At 58.5% G+C, this 15,802-nt stretch carries 17 protein-coding genes; all 17 read right to left on the bottom strand.

Translation table 11 applies throughout. The features are described from left to right. Nucleotides 1-303 precede the first annotated feature (303 nt). The 17 genes from QCE83_RS35105 to QCE83_RS03925 all read right to left on the bottom strand — a co-directional run bounded on the left by QCE83_RS35105 (nucleotide 304) and on the right by QCE83_RS03925 (nucleotide 15,722). Nucleotides 304-618 carry a pentapeptide repeat-containing protein gene (locus QCE83_RS35105; RefSeq protein WP_404984118.1) on the bottom strand — a complete coding sequence of 105 codons (315 nt, stop codon included), beginning with the start codon at nucleotides 616-618 and terminating at the stop codon, nucleotides 304-306. 28 nt (nucleotides 619-646) lie between these two features. Further along, nucleotides 647-1,297: a pentapeptide repeat-containing protein gene (locus QCE83_RS03990; RefSeq protein WP_309807756.1), complete on the bottom strand. Its 651-nt coding sequence runs from the start codon at nucleotides 1,295-1,297 to the stop codon at nucleotides 647-649. A 4-nt stretch (nucleotides 1,298-1,301) separates the two neighbouring features. After that, entirely contained in the window at nucleotides 1,302-4,412 is a 3,111-nt protein-coding gene (locus QCE83_RS03985; protein ID WP_309807755.1) for a phage tail protein, read from the bottom strand. Further along, nucleotides 4,400-5,164 (bottom strand): Mov34/MPN/PAD-1 family protein, encoded by a 765-nt coding sequence (locus QCE83_RS03980; RefSeq protein WP_309807754.1) that lies wholly within the window; start codon nucleotides 5,162-5,164, stop codon nucleotides 4,400-4,402. Before QCE83_RS03980 ends, QCE83_RS03985 begins: the two co-directional genes overlap by 13 nt. Nucleotides 5,165-5,167: 3 nt before the next feature. Continuing rightward, nucleotides 5,168-5,866, bottom strand: coding sequence for a phage minor tail protein L (locus tag QCE83_RS03975; RefSeq protein ID WP_309807753.1), 699 nt, complete (start codon nucleotides 5,864-5,866; stop codon nucleotides 5,168-5,170). Further along, nucleotides 5,863-6,207, bottom strand: a complete 345-nt coding sequence (locus QCE83_RS03970) for a phage tail protein (RefSeq protein WP_309807752.1) — start codon at nucleotides 6,205-6,207, stop codon at nucleotides 5,863-5,865. The genes QCE83_RS03975 and QCE83_RS03970 overlap by 4 nt, the downstream gene beginning before the upstream one ends. Nucleotides 6,208-6,218: 11 nt before the next feature. Next, the gene (locus QCE83_RS03965; protein ID WP_309807751.1) at nucleotides 6,219-8,978 is read right to left on the bottom strand and encodes a phage tail length tape measure family protein; all 2,760 of its coding nucleotides are present in this window, start codon (nucleotides 8,976-8,978) and stop codon (nucleotides 6,219-6,221) included. Beyond that, nucleotides 8,971-9,471, bottom strand: coding sequence for an HK97-gp10 family putative phage morphogenesis protein (locus QCE83_RS03960; RefSeq protein WP_309807749.1), 501 nt, complete (start codon nucleotides 9,469-9,471; stop codon nucleotides 8,971-8,973). Before QCE83_RS03960 ends, QCE83_RS03965 begins: the two co-directional genes overlap by 8 nt. Beyond that, nucleotides 9,468-9,851: a hypothetical protein gene (locus tag QCE83_RS03955; RefSeq protein WP_309807747.1), complete on the bottom strand. Its 384-nt coding sequence runs from the start codon at nucleotides 9,849-9,851 to the stop codon at nucleotides 9,468-9,470. Before QCE83_RS03955 ends, QCE83_RS03960 begins: the two co-directional genes overlap by 4 nt. Nucleotides 9,852-9,871: 20 nt before the next feature. Then, entirely contained in the window at nucleotides 9,872-10,207 is a 336-nt protein-coding gene (locus QCE83_RS03950; protein ID WP_309807746.1) for a hypothetical protein, read from the bottom strand. A 56-nt stretch (nucleotides 10,208-10,263) separates the two neighbouring features. Continuing rightward, complete coding sequence (locus tag QCE83_RS03945) at nucleotides 10,264-10,752, bottom strand: phage tail tube protein (protein ID WP_309807745.1); 489 nt, start codon at nucleotides 10,750-10,752, stop codon at nucleotides 10,264-10,266. 65 nt (nucleotides 10,753-10,817) lie between these two features. Further along, the gene (locus QCE83_RS35100) at nucleotides 10,818-11,171 is read right to left on the bottom strand and encodes a DUF3168 domain-containing protein (protein ID WP_404984117.1); all 354 of its coding nucleotides are present in this window, start codon (nucleotides 11,169-11,171) and stop codon (nucleotides 10,818-10,820) included. Beyond that, nucleotides 11,146-11,484, bottom strand: coding sequence for a phage head closure protein (locus QCE83_RS35095; RefSeq protein ID WP_404984116.1), 339 nt, complete (start codon nucleotides 11,482-11,484; stop codon nucleotides 11,146-11,148). The genes QCE83_RS35100 and QCE83_RS35095 overlap by 26 nt, the downstream gene beginning before the upstream one ends. Beyond that, nucleotides 11,484-12,050 carry a hypothetical protein gene (locus QCE83_RS03940; RefSeq protein WP_309807744.1) on the bottom strand — a complete coding sequence of 189 codons (567 nt, stop codon included), beginning with the start codon at nucleotides 12,048-12,050 and terminating at the stop codon, nucleotides 11,484-11,486. The genes QCE83_RS35095 and QCE83_RS03940 overlap by 1 nt, the downstream gene beginning before the upstream one ends. Before the next feature lie 26 nt (nucleotides 12,051-12,076). Then, the gene (locus tag QCE83_RS03935) at nucleotides 12,077-13,408 is read right to left on the bottom strand and encodes a phage major capsid protein (protein ID WP_309807743.1); all 1,332 of its coding nucleotides are present in this window, start codon (nucleotides 13,406-13,408) and stop codon (nucleotides 12,077-12,079) included. A gap of 209 nt (nucleotides 13,409-13,617) precedes the next feature. Continuing rightward, entirely contained in the window at nucleotides 13,618-14,466 is an 849-nt protein-coding gene (locus tag QCE83_RS03930) for a S49 family peptidase (protein WP_309807741.1), read from the bottom strand. Then, the gene (locus QCE83_RS03925) at nucleotides 14,463-15,722 is read right to left on the bottom strand and encodes a phage portal protein (protein WP_309807739.1); all 1,260 of its coding nucleotides are present in this window, start codon (nucleotides 15,720-15,722) and stop codon (nucleotides 14,463-14,465) included. The genes QCE83_RS03930 and QCE83_RS03925 overlap by 4 nt, the downstream gene beginning before the upstream one ends. Nucleotides 15,723-15,802 lie beyond the last annotated feature (80 nt).

Here is a 15,802-nt window from a genome sequence, read left to right as displayed (position 1 = left end):
AGTCTTTGACGACTGCTTGCTTGAATCGTGCGCTGTGCTTGCTCATGAAAAAACACCCCAAATCGTTGGACTGGTGTCCAACTTTTGGGGTGCAGTTCAGCGGCTTAAAGAGGGCTTTACATCGCCCCCAGGGTCGGGGATCACAAACAACTCCGAAATTGCCTGACGAGTGAGACCAGGCACGCCGTTGCTACAGACGCGGAGCGGGTATCAATTTATAAGAATTGCGCTTTCTGGACAATTGGACGCGTACGAGTTCTGAGCTTTTACTCGCAGCGATTAGTGATGCTCTCCGCGTTTCGTCTAATCGCCCTGAAAATGCTCGATTTCACCTACGCGTGCGACAATCAAATTTGCCCCTGCCAAATCAGCACCTCGAAGATTCACCTTCTCGAGTCGCGCTCGATCGAAGTCAGCGCCGCTTAGATCGGCCCCGCTTAAGTCAGCTCCTGAGAAATCTGCGCTGCGCAAACAGGCCCCGCTTAGATTCGCACCTTTGAGCGATGCTCGCACAAGAATTGCGCCCCGCAGGTCAGCTGCTCGTAGGTCGCCGCAGGTCAGGCTCGCTCCTGTGAGGTCGACGTCGCAAAGCGAGGCGTTCGCGAGTTTGACATTCACGAGCGGCGCGTTATCCCGATGCTCACTACTAAGATCTGCGTGACTCAGATCTCTGTTCGCGGCTTTGACTGAGATCGTCAGCAAGATTGTCGCTCTGCGTGGTCAGAATCACCGCGCCGGTATGGCGGTTTTTAATCTCAGTGCCACGCTTCCAAGACGTGTCGCTGCGAATTGCGCCGTCGAGGTTCGCGCCTTCAAGGATCGCCCCGTTCAGCTTGCAATCGCGCAAATCAGCCCCCTTCAAGTCAGCTCCGTACAAGTTAGAGCCCGTCAAATCCGCACCGTTTAACATAGCCCCAGCCATCTTGGCATTGACCAGGTTAGCGCCGCACAGAATGACACCGCTCAATTGCGCTCCAACGAGCACCGCCTGCTCTAAGTTGGCGCTACGCATATCGCCTTGCTTGATCGTAGCTCGTTCCAGATTCGCCCCGGCCAAATCTGCGTCGACTAGGCACGCTGCGCGCAGCTGTGAATCTGATAGCGGGGCACCACCAAAAATTATCGATGTGCCCAGGTCGATATGACTGAGATCACGTTTTCTAGGAACGGCAACACGCAGTGAATCTCGAAATTGGTCGTCGCTTTGCGTGAGGATCAATTCGCCCGTTCGGCGATTCTTATAGTCGAAAGCTTTATGCCAAGGTCGAATCTCCAAACCGGTCTCGATCGCTCGCATCGCGTCAATCCTTTTCGTATCGTATGCCTGGCCCGGCTTCGCTCGGAAACCAGCCGCTTGCATGAAAGTCATTGAGTCCGCCATTCGCCGAGGGGGTCGCATATCGCGCCCGGACCCAGCAATACCCTGAGCGACGCACGCCTACCCGCACCCGGGCAGAGCCCACCTCGCCGCATAGGTTGACCCTGGCGTCAGTGAACTTGTCTGTCTCACTTAGGCCAACCTCAACGCACCATTGAAGTGAGTTCGTTGCGCCATCAAGCTCGCAGTCGATCGTCAACAATTGACGATCGCGGCCCATGCGCATGCCCTTGATTGAGACCAATCCATTGAGCGTTCGGGTCGCGGTGGCCGCCTCCGATAAACGACCGTCCCACACCTCGGCCTGAACGCGCGCCGTGTAGTAGCCGGTGTTTAAGTCGTGCACGACCCACTCGCACTTCGTGTTTGGAAGCCGCTCTTTCTTGACTACTTGCCCCGATTGATGCCACTCAAGCAGATAGTGTTTGGCACCGGCCACCGCGCCCCACGATATCTTGGCCGACATCTTCGCGCCATAGTCCGCGAATGCTTCAATGCGTAGCGCGCTTGGCGCGGCAATCGGCACGTACTCTCGATGGATCTCGTCAGACGCCGCCGCATTGTCGACTAGCTCAAACTTCTCTGGTGCGTGCCGCGTCGCCGTGATCGTGAAAGACGTTCCATCATGCGATTCAGACACGCCGACCACGCGATACAACTGCCGCACCTCAGCTGCCGGCTGGATCGTCCATGCTGCACCAGAAACGGGCGTCTGCAAAAGTGGCTTTCCCGGCATGACCTGCGTGCCATGCGCACTCTCAATTTCCACGCGTTGAATGCGCGCATCTGGCAGCATCAACGTGAGATAGTCTCCAGAAAGCGCTTGCATCTCGCGGTCCAGGATCACATGGCCTGTCTCGCTCACCGCTTTGACACGCCCACCGGCCGAACGCTGCGAGCGCAACGGATCGGCAATCTCTATCACCTGTCCGGGAAGCGCAAGCGCTCCATCCAGACCAACGCCGAACGTTACAGTGTCGGTTTCCAGGCGCGAGGTTTCGAGAAGCCAATGCCCAGCCCGTTGCGCCTGCGATCGGCTGGTACAGCCAAACGCCGTGATTTCTGCCGTGTTGTAACCGTACAGAGCGATACCATCAAAGTCTTCGACGCTTTCAACGGCCCGCTGAAATCCGTTGTTCGGGTCACACCATGTGACCATCACCGCCGTGTAGCGTGACTTCAACGCGCTCCCGGTATACTTGAACACTCCTTGCACGACATTGCTCGGGTTATAGATGTATACCGGGTCGCACGGCATGTCGGCCGAACACAATATGCTACCGGCACTCCAGTAGGCTATACCACGAAATATACTCGCAAGCTGCTGCAGTAAAGCGAACGCGTGCGTGCGTGATGTGATATGGCAGTTGCACGTGAAACGCGGCTCCGTGCCGCCATCGCTACTGGGCACGCGCTCATCGCAGTACTTTGCAATGGCATACAACGCATACCGGTCTACGTACGACTCGTTCACCCAGGCACCGGCGCCATAGCGGCGATTGAGAAGCAGATCTCGAAAGATCCATGCTGGATTGTCGGTCCACGCTCGCTTAAACTTTCCGGCCCACGTGCCAGCATAGACCCGTTTGAGCGGATCGTAATTGTCTGGCACCTCGACCAGCAAGCCCTTCACGTCATAAGAGCGAACCGGAATACGATCAAACTTATCTGAGTTGATTCGCATCGCCACCAAAGCGCTGGCGGGATATTTGAACTTGCCGGTTCGCTTTTTTGTGTAGCTCATCACATGTGCCGTACCGTGTTTCTTGCCGGCACTTTTCCCTTGATCGATCTCGTCCGCACGCGTGATCTTCAGCACAAAGCGCGCGCCTCCGACTAAGCGCACTGGAAATGTAAATGTCTTGCAGTAGCTTTGGCAGATGCCCGTGATTTCTTTAGTCTCGGGCTCCGGCGCAGGAACGTCTTTAAGCGGCGGATAGTACGATGGTTCAAACCGAAGCTTGATCGTCGCGTTCGTGTGCCCTTTATTCGAATCCCACCACAAATCATTCACTTGGACGGTAACATCCACCTCATCCACGTCCGGCTCGGCGAGCTCGACAGAATAAGGCGTGAAATGCGTCACCTTGATCTTCTTGCCACCCTCCTCTTTGTCGGCCAGACGACGCTGCAGCTCGACGCCCACTTGCACCTCACTTGAGGCCGCAGTAACCCACTCAATAGCATCCTGCTCCGCCCGCCCCTCGAGCAAATCAAATTCTTCAACTTTGAACGTCCGGCTTCCGTCGTCGTTTTCGACTCGGATGCCGTCCAGATAAACAGAGCGAAGCGGAATAGCATTGGCGGGAATCGGCCCAACATTGTTCGCCAATCCCTCTATCTCTCCCTCCGAGATAAGATCGACAACGGTGTAGCTCAAACAGCTATCTATCAGCGTCTTGACTTGATCTTCAAGCGACTCATTGGCGTGTGACGCAGGCTCCTCCGACTCGGTGCGCGCGGGCACGTCGAACGCTTGTATGCAAGCACTGGTGACAATCGATCCAACACGCATGCGGCCGTACAACAAAGGCACCGGGCCACCTTGAGCGGTGACGTTCTGGATACCTGGCATCCCATGTTGATTTGTCGGGCTCGGAGTCGGCGTCTGTGGCGAGAGCATCTGCGCAATGCCGCCCAGCGCTAACGAACCTCCCATCAACATCATGTCGATGCCGAACGCATTGCCAGGAATCAGCCACATTGATGCGGCCCCGGCGGCGGCGAGCGACACCCCTGCGATCGTCTGGAATATCCCCCCTGCCTTACTGCCCGCTACCACCGGGGCGATGCGAATGGCCTCGCCGCCTGAGGGCCAATCGAGTTGCGTTTGATTCACATTGCGCTGCCCCACGAACACAGCATAGCGCACGCCCCGCTGACCGCTCTTGCAGAGTTCACGCCAGAAGCCTGGAATCATGGCTCCAAGGGCACCTAACGCTTCGCGAGGCGAACGCACGACATAGGCGTGCTCTCGGCCAAACTTGGCACCCAAGCTTCCGTACAGCCTGATTGGGCGTACTACATCTTCCAATTCAATGTCTCCCGGTGACGTAGAACATGCGTCACGTGTCTTTGATAGCGCGGCAGCGGCTCGCGTCGCGAGAGCTGACCCCAAAGGTGGTGCAATATCTCGTCGTGCCCGAGATAGACTGCGGCGTGGTTGGGCACGCCGTATCGGCTCGCAATCGCCATGAGTAGGACGTCGCCCGTCTGCAGGCGCGCGTCGAACCCCAGGCTGAAGAAGCCGACCGCTTCGTAGTTGTCGAGATACAGCGAGCACGCAGCATCGGTCCACCACTTGCCAGAGCGTTCAAAGTCCGGCAGATCCAGCCCGAGTGCCGCGCGGTAATAACGCCGCACGATTCCGTAACAATCGTCTACGCCGTGCATAAAGCTTGCGCCGATCAGCGGCGCGGTGGCAGTCGCTTGGGCGATTGCTTGCGCCGTGATGTGATGGAGGCGGCCGGCGTGGACGGCACCGTGCTGGTCGCGCTGCACACTTTGAATAAACCATAGGGGAACGCCTGACGCCCCACAAGCACGCAAGTCGTCGAGGCTTGGAAGAGCACTCGCATCAGGATGCGAATGGACGATGGCCTGCACGGATCCCAAATCTTCTATGTGAGCGTACTCGGCAGCCGAAATGGCGAAATGCTCGGAAGGGTGATGAGCGACGTTGGCGCACGGCACATAATCGCCACGCACGATCAGCCCGCACGATTCGTTCGGGTAACACGCGAGCGCGTGCGCCTGGATCGCCGCGCGCGCGCGATCAGCAAGCATCGCTCATCCGCCTCGCGTAAGCGCGCCATCCGCGCCTGCAGCCGGGAAGCCACCAAAAGGCAGCGGGTTGTCCTGGAAGCGCGCACGGCAGCACGACAATCGCCCACCGCACACATCCTCTTCCGGATTCTCCGTCTTAATGTTCTTGCGCGTGAAGAATGGTGGTCCCTTGTACCCGCATTCGGCTCCGCGATACTGCCATTTGCACACCGCACTGATAATCTGGCGCACAGGCAGTTTGCGCCCCGACAGATCCAAGGGTGAGCTCAAAGAGAATTCGACCACCGCCGCTGATTCGAGCGTCTTCTGCTCAATCAACCACACTTCGACGGGCATCTCGGCGTGCGGGTCTGCTTGCGCACTATCGTCAAGATATTGTGCAAGCGTTCTGCGCCGTCGCACGGGCGCGCCCACGAGATCGGCAAACCGCTCGCACAGTCTAGAGATCGCGCCGTTGAGATTCGCGACGCTCAGCCTGGGCGTGGGTTGTGCAGCATCACCGGTTCGTCCAAAGCCAGTCACTTGCACGGGAAACGCGTGATACTGCTGTCCTTGCCACTTGATCACGCCCCCGTGCTGATGCGCGTGAAACCGAAGGACTTCACCCCGTCGGTTTGTCAGATCGAGCTCGAAGAGCTCGATTAGCGCGCCAGGTTCTAATCGCTGCACATCCGCGCGTGCAGCATTGATCACTTCGCTCATGCGTCGAAGACCTCCTTGAATGTCACGCTCAATGCGTAAAGATCGCCGCCGAGCGTGCGCGTTTGCACGCCCTGCTGAGCGTCGAGCCTGAATAGACCGCGCGTGCGTAAGGGCGGTGTCCAGTAAAAGGGTTCGGTACCGCGCGTAGCATTGAGAAAGGCGCGGATTGCGCCGATTTCTTGCCCGTCACCAACAAACCGAAGTGGCCACGACTCCGTGACGTTGCGCATGCCGTCGGCCACGACCTGACTGTAGCCGTCGCCGAACTGTACCGTACGCACTCGATAGTGCGTGGTTCCCTCCGCGTCAACAAAAGGCGACCAAGTGAAGGTGCGATACATAGCCTATACGCTCACGCAAGCAACCCCTGCGACATCAAGTAACCGACTCCGCCCTGGCCGCCCATCTTGCGGCCGATTCTCTGATCCACAAATATGCGCACCATTTCCTGCAACTCACGGGCGTCCCGCTCGCCCAAGCCCGCACCTCCGTGATGATGAACCTCCAGCTGAACTTGCGCGCCTGCTGTTCGTGGAGCGGCTGCAGCCGTTGCGCCCACGATGCCACTGGAAGCGAAATGCCTAAGGTGGTTCGAATTGATCGCGTCGAGCAGCGCATGATGCTGGCGTGCCGAGGCGGCGTTCACCACGTACTCTCCGTTGGACAACATCGCGGGGATGCTGTCGCTCGTGCCTGTGCCCGGCCCGGAGATGGATCCACCCTGCGCGCGATGGGGCAGCAGCTTCAGAAGCTGCGCAATCACTCCTGTGGTCGGTGAGCGATCCATCAGACCTGCAATCACGCCACCCATTGCCCGGTGCAATGCGAGCTTGGAGAGATCGGCCAGCGCGCTGGCGACAAACTGTCTTACACCGAGCTTGCCCGTCGTCACGAACTTCGCCACCGCGTCTTCCATCCGGCTCATGACGTTGACCATCGCCTGTCTCGCCGTCTCAGCCTTGTCAAGCGTGTCTTTATAAAAATCAGCGACGCCGTTGCGTAAGCCCGCCGCCCAATCGTCACGCAGGCGCTTGAGCGTCGCAAAGTGCTCGGTGTGCATCTCGCTCGAGCGTTCAAGTTGCAATTTGATTTGTTCGACCGCCTTGCGATACGCTTCGCTGCCCAGCAACTCGGCGGGCGTGGTCTGCTTAAGCGCATCGAGCGCGTGCTGGTAGTGGCGCACAATCTCAGCCATAGCCGCCCGCTCTTGCCGACCCAAAGGATCGACCCGGCGGCCGCTCGCGCGCTCATCAAGCACGCGCGCATAGTGCTCCTCTTGGCCCTGCTGATATTCGATCACACTCGCGTGCGCCTGATCTGCGCGCTGCGCGAGCCTCACCTGTGCCGCCCGCAGCGTGTTTGCCCTCTCGAGTGCCACATTGTGCTCAAGCGCAGCCCGGATTTGCTTCTCTGAATGCAGCAGGCTTCTATCTTCAGCGCTTGCCGCATATTGCTTGACAGCAGCCATCCTCTCGTTGAACTGCGCGAGTTCCTTCTGCGCGTTCGTGAGTCTGTCCGTTGTACGCGACTGCGCATCGAGCGCTGCGCCTTGCTCGCGGATACGCTCCAGATAACGCGCCCCGGCATCGACTTGAGACGCATGCAGCTTTCTGTCGTGCGGCCGGTAACGGTCTTCATTATGCGCAAGCATTTTCTGGCGCTCTGCATCGAGCGCCCTGAGCTCTTCGCGAGTCTTGCCCGCTGCCTCGCCCGCTCTTGTTAGAGTATCGAAATACTCGTTCGTCTCCTTGTTCGCGTCGGCAAGCTGCTCCTGACGCGAGCGCGCCGATTTCATGTACTCGGCATGATGATCCATCATCGCTTTGAACGTCTCAACGCTCTTTTGATGCGGATCGTTTTTTTCGCTCGCGTTGAGCAATGTCTGCTGCAGCCGCTCAAGCGCCTTGATCTTCTTGTCGAACGCCTCCGTGTTCAGCCCGCCGGGATTTAACTCAGGATCGAGCTGCGCCGAGCGAGCGGCTGCCAACTCGTCTTGCGCCTTCTGCAGAGCGTCGCCTCTGCCCGTTATGCCTCGCCAGAAACGGTCCCACTTCTGGCCGAGCGTTTCGTAGCTTTGCGCCATCTCGCGATTGTCCGACGCCACTGCCTTGCGCGCACTCTCGCTTGCCGCCTGCACGAATGCCGCCCAGGCTCCGGCCTTGTCGCCCGACAGCTCAAGGATGCGAATATGGTCGATCTGCGCTTGCCCAAGATCGTGATGATTCTCGCGCCATTTGCGCGCAGCGTCCGTTGCATGACCGTACGATTGCAGGAACTGGCGTGTGGTCTCCGCCACCGACTGGCCAGAGACCTTGGCGAACGCCGCAACGCCTTCTGCACTTTGTTGCATATCCGCGCCGGCTACATGCCCTGAGTTAGCCAGCGCCATCAACGCATCGCGCGCTTCTGCGATCGACACCCCAATACGTTGCGAGATGATGTCGGAATACGCTTGCAGCTTGCCCTGCGTGAGCGCGGCATAGTTGCCCGTGAGCAGCATTGCGCGATCAAGCTTTTCCTGCTGCTCGGTCAACGAATGAATCGCGTGATAGGCAGCATAGGCGCCTGCGCCCAGCGCGCCGAGCGCTACGCCCGCCGGACCGCATAGCATCGGCAAGATATCGATGCGCTCGGCCAGCACCATGAGCGAGCCCGTGAAGTTCTTCCAGCTGCCTTGCATCGCCTCGTGACCCAGCACAAATAATTCGCGCCGAGCGGCCACCGACCCTGCTCCGAGATGATGCATGGCACGCGAGGCAGCTTCCGCCTTCGCAATCAATGGCTCAACAGACTCGGCAATGCCAAGATTTGCCGCTCTCAATCGCATCAGATCGAAGCGCGTCTTGCCAGCCGTGTCAGCAACCTTCGCAAACCCTTTCACCGCAGCGCTCACCTGCCGTGCCGTCGCGGCACTGCCCGACCTCGCGGCTTCCTCAAGCGCGCGGACAGTCATGGTGCTGCTTGCCGCCATCTGCTGCTTAGACGCCTCATACTTGCTCGCGCTCGCTTGCTGATGCGCCACGAACCCGTTCGCGGCCCGCTTGGTGCGCTCCATGCCTGCTTCGAAACCGCTCGCGTCGACACTGACGCGAGTGACGACTTCATTAGCCATTGCCTACCTCCTTCAACTTCTTTTGGACGACCTCAGCCATTACGTGCAGCGCAGCGGTCTGTTTGGCATCGAACGCAGGGCGGATGAAGGGTTGCGCGGGCGTGCGCGAACTGCCGAACTCGATCTCTCGAATCGCGCGCGCGAGCGTGCGCTCAGTGAGCTTTACCGCGTTGCGCTTGCCCAATTCGAGGAAGCGCCCGTAAAAGGCATCCTTGCTCCAGGTGATCAAGTAAGAGGCATACTTGCCCGGCACCGACGCTTCTCTGTCATAGGCAATCAGCATATGGTCGCGCAGGAAACCCGGTGTATGCGGCTGACCTCGACGCATCCCATCTCGGTTACCCACCGGCGCACGCCGTTTGATCTCGTTATGAATGACGCGAGCGCCGGCGACTGCCGCCTGGCGAAGCGTGCTCTCGCCAACCGCCTCGTCAAGCGTGCGCAACATCCCCGTCAACGATTCGAGATTCTCGATACGATAGTCTCTGCTCATAGCCCAATGACCTCGCCCTTTCGCACAATCACCTGTTTCGCCCCAGAGCGCTTGATCTGTTCGAGATCGATGCCGAAGGCGCAGATTGCGATTTCGTCGGCACTTCGATGGCACTCGCCACCGCGCTCAGATCCTGAACGAGCCGGGTTGCACCAGCCGGACCACGGCGTGAAATCCGCCGCATGCAGCGCGGGCGCATCCTTGCCACGATGCATGTTGTATAAAAGGCTCATCAGCGTGCCTACCCGCAGATCTTCGATGTGCTCGCCCCACGGCTCGTGCTCGAAAAACGCCACCCAGTCCGCGAACTCAGCGCTAGACACTTCGACCTTGGCGCGCCGCACCGACATGCCCAGTTTCATGGCGATGCGCATCCACATCAGTTTCTGCGGGTCGGCCTTCAGTTTTTTAAGGCTTGCTCCTGCGCGCGCTGACCGAGCGCGTTCAGGCGCAACGCAATCTGCGCGAGTTCCTCCAGCAATGGCGCGCGACCAGCGCGCATGACTGCCACATCATCCTGGCTGAACAGCGGCTCGTCGCTTTCGTTCACGACCGTCGCCGCAATCAGGGCTGCTTCGAAACCGCTATTGCCGTTGCCATTTTTTGCGCTGTCGTAGAGTTCATCGCGCGCCGCACCTGAGAGTTCTCGAAAGCGCACCGTTGCGCCATCGAGCGCTTGCACCGGCTCTTGCACCACAAGCGGCGCAAACGCCGCTAAGAATTGTTCCTTGTTCATCACGTTTCCATTCCACATCTTAAAGTTAAGGACCGACCAGGAGAATCGGGCTTGGATTACTTTTTGCTCGGCGTCACAGTAATGTCGTTAGTAATCTCGAGGTTGATCGAGCCGGCCACATATTGATCAACTTTGGCGGAAATCGGAAAGTCTTTGACGTACGCCTTGAACTCGATCGTGCTCCCGTCCGAGAGCGTGAGCTTGAATCCGAGCTTATCGCCTTTCTGCTTGGCGGTGAGCAGCGCCATATGAGACTCTTCTTTCAAATTGATGAACAGGGAGATTGTCACCTGCCCCCAGTCCTGCAAGCCTGGGCGCTTCTCTTTGCCCTTGCTGTCCAGACGCGTGACATCGGCCATGTTCGCCGAACCATTGAAGCCTGTTATGTCGCTCAGGTTGGTGACCTGTTTCCAGTCCGCATCCGGGACATCGCCGCCATCGCTGCTGGTCGTCTTCGTGTAATACAGAAGAGTGCCCTGCGCTTTTACAGCGCTCGTGCTTTCCTGTTTTGCTGCGTCCGCCTGTAACGTTCTCACTTCGGTCATCTCAACTGCTCCTTCATAAAACATACAACCTCGACGCAAGGTAGCCAAGAGGTTTGCACAGCTCGCTACCACTCACTCCAAACGCTCACATCAACACGGCTACCAAATAGCCGCGTCCCATGCTCGAAGATGTTTGTAGGCGCGCCTAGCGGCACAGCTCCTACCTCAGGGCGAATCACCGCGCCCATAACTTGTCGCATCAGCGAGGAGCGACCCTCCGGCGTCGCATGCCACACTGCGATCTGCACGCGCGCAAGATACTCGACGCATGGCCTGCCGCTCAGATCCGCCGCGATTTCACCCCCCGCCACCTGATAAACGATCCAGGGCGGGGGAACATCGTCATCCACGGCGTCTTCGAACACACGCCCGTCGGCAAGATGTGCGAGTGCGTCACGAACGACCCGTTCGGCACTCATCGCTTACACATATCAGTTGGATGTACTCCCGCCGCCTAACATCAGGCCACACGCTCTCGATCCGCATCACAACGTCGTCAACCGTCAAGCGCATGCCCTGCCGGATAATGTTGAAGAGTCTTTTGCTGTATCGGATGCGCACGCTTGCTCGCATGATGCTGATAGGTGCATCGGCCGCAATAATCTCCTTGCCGCTTTGCATAATCACCGATGCGCGGGGGTTAATGACAAGCTCCCATTCGATCGATGCAGTATCTGCATCACGTACACGGCGCTCGATACACACGGTTCGATTGAACGTTCCCGCTGGCATCAAAACCTCGACGGAACACAAATTGGCGCAAGCAGCACATCGGCATAGCCACCCGGCATCTCGTTGATACCCTGTCCCCGCGCGAACAATTCACGATGGTCATATGCCCACGCTGACGCTAGCAGCATCCAGGAACGCACCGACGGATAGCGCGCCAGGTCAATGCCAGCGCGGTACGTGATAAAGACGGCGCTGGCCTCGGGCCAAGAGCTGTTGTAGGCGGGCGCGAGAAGCGTCTCGCGCCCCAACTGCACAATTTCGTAGTTGCTCGGATCGAGCGTCGTCAACGCTTCCGACCCAGTGCGCGATTGAATGTTTTCAACGCACAAGACCTGCCCGATAGACAATGCGAAATCGCCTTGCGGGAAGCCATTGAAACGCTCGACATAACGGGCCTTCCGAACTGCAGCACCCGACTTGCTTTCCGCTGCCTGTCGAGCGCCAGGAATCACGATGCGCTCGATGAAATCACGCTCATCCTCATCGTCGATGCGACACTGTGCGGCAACGTCTTCGAACGCCAGCGGCTCAGTGTCGTCCAGGTATTCAAGAAGTACGGCGGCCACTGGCGTTCACCCTTTATTGCCGAGCATTAGGCACCCCAGCGCACGCCGGTGAGCACGGCAATCGATTCGACGTGGCGTGGGCCGAAGTCGTTCTTCGCAATGACACGAATCAACGTCTGATCTCGCTGGAAGGCGCTCACCGTTTCACTTTTTCCATCGCGAGCGATCGTGTAGGTGGCTTCCTTGCTGTAGTCGATCTCAAGCGCCTCTTCTTCGCCGATGAACAGGTCGCCGAAATCCGCAAAATAAATTTCCGACAGGTTGCCGGGTTCTTTACCTCCCTCGGCGACGAGGTTCACGGGGACCTGCGTCGTCCGGCCAACGGGGTAGCCCCTCAACATCCCATTGTCGAGCTCCGGGTATACCTTGTTGCCGTTTCCGTCGCGCATGCTCGTCAGAAAGCGGAACACGCGGGGTGCCATGATCCACCCCGGCGTGATCATGTTCGCGTCCGCACCTTCAAGCGCGAGGATTACCTTGTTTAGGTCCGTGTCGACTTTCTGGATCGTCGATCCATCGCTTGCGGTTATCTTATTTGCCTGTACCGCCCAGTGACGAAGGCCTTTCGGCGTGTTCGAATTGCCGTCATCGAGAATGAAAGCTTTATCTTCGCGAGTCCCGATCGCGCTGGTAAGGTCGGCCACAACTATCTGGTCGACATTTGGGTTCACGCCCGCATACTTAAGCAGATCGTTTGCGATTGGCACAAGTGCCGCAAGCTTTTTGGCCGTGAGCTTCAAATCGTCGAACTGCTGCTGCGATGCGGGAATATCGTCATCTGCGCCGATGTAGCCGACTACCGCGCCGCCTTTCAGTCGCGGGATGGTGATGTTTCCGTTCGACAGGGGCAGCGTGCGCGCGCCAAGCCTACGAACGACCGACTTCGGACGCAGCAACTCGATCACTTCGCTCGACAGGTTCGAAGGCACGAGCACGCCGCCAGCACTTGTTTCCAATGTGTTTAACGACATAGCGACCTCTTCGCCGAAACCGCGCTCGATCGCCAACTTTGAGGCCAACTGGGTATCGCCACGCGCAGCCGCTAGCGCGCGAACCATACGCGCCATCTTCGCGCCCTTCACTTCCGGGATCTTCGGCTCCGCCGGAACGACCGGCGCCGCAGCGCCCGCCACTGCGGCCGCAGTCGGATCTATGACGACCGCCGCTGCGGCCGCCATGCGCTCAGCCGCCTCGGCCCGCTCGATCTGCGCCGTGATCTCGCTGAATTTGGTGCTCAAGCTCGCAAACTCAGCGTGCTGCTCGGCCGACAGTGCAACGCCGCCGGCCTCGATCGCAGCTAGCGCCTGGACCTGCTGGTTAATGGTTGCGCGTTCGCGGCGAAGTTCGTTGATGTTCAAAATCAGGCCTCCAATAAAAATGCCGCCTAAGGGCTGCCGTACTCGACCGAGACGCTAACGCGCTCAAGGACGAAACCTAGGTTGCGTTAGTACGTGCTTCGCATGCTCATTGCAGCGGCTTGCGCAGCAATGCTTCGGCGCGAAGCGATTTTTGACGTCCGCTTACCGCGTGAGTGGCGGACTTCGGCCGCGATTCGGTTCACCGCGGCCTATGGCGTCTCGACACTGTCGGCCAACCCGGCGTCCACGCCCAGCTTGCCAAAGAAGACGCTCGCTTGCGTGTCCTTAACTGCCTGCGTCGTGAGCCCGCGAAAGTTCGCGATTGCATCGACAAATTGCATGTAGTTGGTCTGAACCACACTTGTTAGTTGCTGAAGTGATTGATCGCTCAGCGGCTCGTGCGGCGTCAGATCGTTTTTGCGATCGCCAGCGAACACCGACGTGACCTTGATGCCCTGCTGCTCGTCGCGCTTGGATACGTCCAGGTGTTTCGCGATCACACCGATTGAACCCACGCCCGAGGTCTGACTCACGATCACGTTCGATGCAGCCGCCGCGATCAGATAGCCGCCCGAAAACGCCGAGAAATTGACGATCGCCGTGATCGGTTTCAGTTTCGTGGCAGCGCGGATGTCGTTGGCAAGCTCGAACGCGCCCGTCGCGCTGCCCCCGTTGCTGTCGATATCGAGAATAATGTGTTCGACCGCAGGATCACCGACAGCCTGATTCAGCGAAGATCGCAGGCCTTCATAACTCGTCATCGGCTCGCATGGGTTGAGATGTGCCGAACGCGACACAAGGATTCCAGACACCGAAATGATGTCCAGACCCGTATCCGCCACGACGGCGCGTCGGCAATCTGAAGCCCTCGTCATCTGCGCGCCAGCACCCGAGCGATCGTCTTCCATGATGTTCGGTTGCGCGCCGTTCACCGTCAGATTGACAATATTCAGGTGCATCGCTTGATCCGCCCATTGCACAGCAAGCGACATCATTTGGTCACTGACGAGCTGAGGCTGATTGAAGATCAGGCTGGCGATTCTAAGATGTGGTTTCAAGCAAGGATCCTTTGAACGTCTTCAATTTGTGCTTTCGTGGGTTCGTTTTTGCTCGTAGCGGGCGGCAGCGGCATGGATGCGTCTACCATATTGAGCGGGCTCAGATAGGTATCGCCGCCATCCACTGGCGGCATGTTCTCCAAGCGCCGGATGTCATTGCTTGACAGCCAGCCCCATTGACGCCCGACCGCATAAGCTGCGTACCGCGACGCCTGGTCACCCCGCAGCAGCCCTGCCAGGTTGTATTCGATGAAGTACCGCTTGCGCTCGGACGGCAGCAGCAAATCACGCGTTTTCGCCTGCTCGTGCCGCTTGACCCATGGCAACAAGGTATAGATCACAAACTGAATCTCCTGATGCTCGATGTTACTGAACGTGGCCCGCTCAAGTTCGTTCACCATGTGCGCCGGAATCTTATAGATCCGCGCGATGTCGAGCGCGGAGAGCCGCAACGCGTCGATCAAAGCCGCGTCAACGTTAGTCATCGACAGCGGCTTAAAGGTCATTCCCTCCTGCAGGAGCGCGACCTTCTTGGCGTTGCCTGAGCCTGCGAACTTCGCGTTCCAGCTGTCGGTAATGCGATCGACATCTGCTTGATCCTTGATGGGCGGGCTTGCACTCGGTCGCTCAATCACGCCGGAAAGCACCGTGCCATTCAGAAACGACCTTCCCGCATACTGCTGTATCGCCTGAGCATGCCCAATCGCATTCGCATGGAGCATGATTGGGGACAGCCCTGTATAACTATCGAGCGTGATCCAGCGAACATGATGGATCAGGCGCTGGGGCATCGGCTCCCTGCCAAAGGCGATGTATAGGGGCCGGAGATCCCCACCGCGCTTAATCACCACCGATTCGCTTGGCAGCGGATAAAGCCCGCGAACGACCCCATCGCAGTCGCGATCGATAAAGCTATAGCTATTGCCGCAAAGTCCGACGGCAAGCTGCGATTGCTCTTGATACTCGAACGGTGTTTGCCACGAGTTCGGTTCGTATTTCAGTATTGAATACAGCGGGTGATTAACGGCCGGCTTCCTATCATCGCCAGATCGTTCATACAGCTCGATCGGCAACTGCGCAATACTTTCGGCCAGCAACGTGACACAGGCCTGCAGTACCGTGAGCGATAGCGCGCTTTCCTTCGTAACGGTCTGGCCCGACTCGGAGCGCACGCTACCCAGAAGCGACGAGATCCATCCGCCGAATCCTGTCTGCGAGAGACCGACGCTAGGCAATAGATGCTTGCTAAAAAACACTACCTACTCCTTTGCCTGCGCCGCCTGCCCGATGCGAGCCGCGGCACGGTCGGCAAGGTATGCCCAGAACAAAAGGAACA

Source organism: Caballeronia sp. LZ034LL (assembly GCF_031451215.1).
Classification (GTDB): Bacteria; Pseudomonadota; Gammaproteobacteria; order Burkholderiales; family Burkholderiaceae; genus Caballeronia.
This window is presented reverse-complemented; position numbering and strand designations above follow the sequence as displayed.

Bases quoted from the DNA above. Each gene is read 5' to 3' on its own strand.
- QCE83_RS03990 (WP_309807756.1), bottom strand. From the start codon at position 1,297: ATGCGAGCGATCGAGACCGGTTTGGAGATTCGACCTTGGCATAAAGCT.
- QCE83_RS03980 (WP_309807754.1), bottom strand. From the start codon at position 5,164: ATGCTTGCTGATCGCGCGCGCGCGGCGATCCAGGCGCACGCGCTCGCG.
- QCE83_RS03975 (WP_309807753.1), bottom strand. From the start codon at position 5,866: ATGAGCGAAGTGATCAATGCTGCACGCGCGGATGTGCAGCGATTAGAA.
- QCE83_RS03970 (WP_309807752.1), bottom strand. From the start codon at position 6,207: ATGTATCGCACCTTCACTTGGTCGCCTTTTGTTGACGCGGAGGGAACC.
- QCE83_RS03965 (WP_309807751.1), bottom strand. From the start codon at position 8,978: ATGGCTAATGAAGTCGTCACTCGCGTCAGTGTCGACGCGAGCGGTTTC.
- QCE83_RS03960 (WP_309807749.1), bottom strand. From the start codon at position 9,471: ATGAGCAGAGACTATCGTATCGAGAATCTCGAATCGTTGACGGGGATG.
- QCE83_RS03955 (WP_309807747.1), bottom strand. From the start codon at position 9,851: ATGTGGATGCGCATCGCCATGAAACTGGGCATGTCGGTGCGGCGCGCC.
- QCE83_RS03950 (WP_309807746.1), bottom strand. From the start codon at position 10,207: ATGAACAAGGAACAATTCTTAGCGGCGTTTGCGCCGCTTGTGGTGCAA.
- QCE83_RS03945 (WP_309807745.1), bottom strand. From the start codon at position 10,752: ATGACCGAAGTGAGAACGTTACAGGCGGACGCAGCAAAACAGGAAAGC.
- QCE83_RS35100 (WP_404984117.1), bottom strand. From the start codon at position 11,171: ATGAGTGCCGAACGGGTCGTTCGTGACGCACTCGCACATCTTGCCGAC.
- QCE83_RS35095 (WP_404984116.1), bottom strand. From the start codon at position 11,484: ATGCCAGCGGGAACGTTCAATCGAACCGTGTGTATCGAGCGCCGTGTA.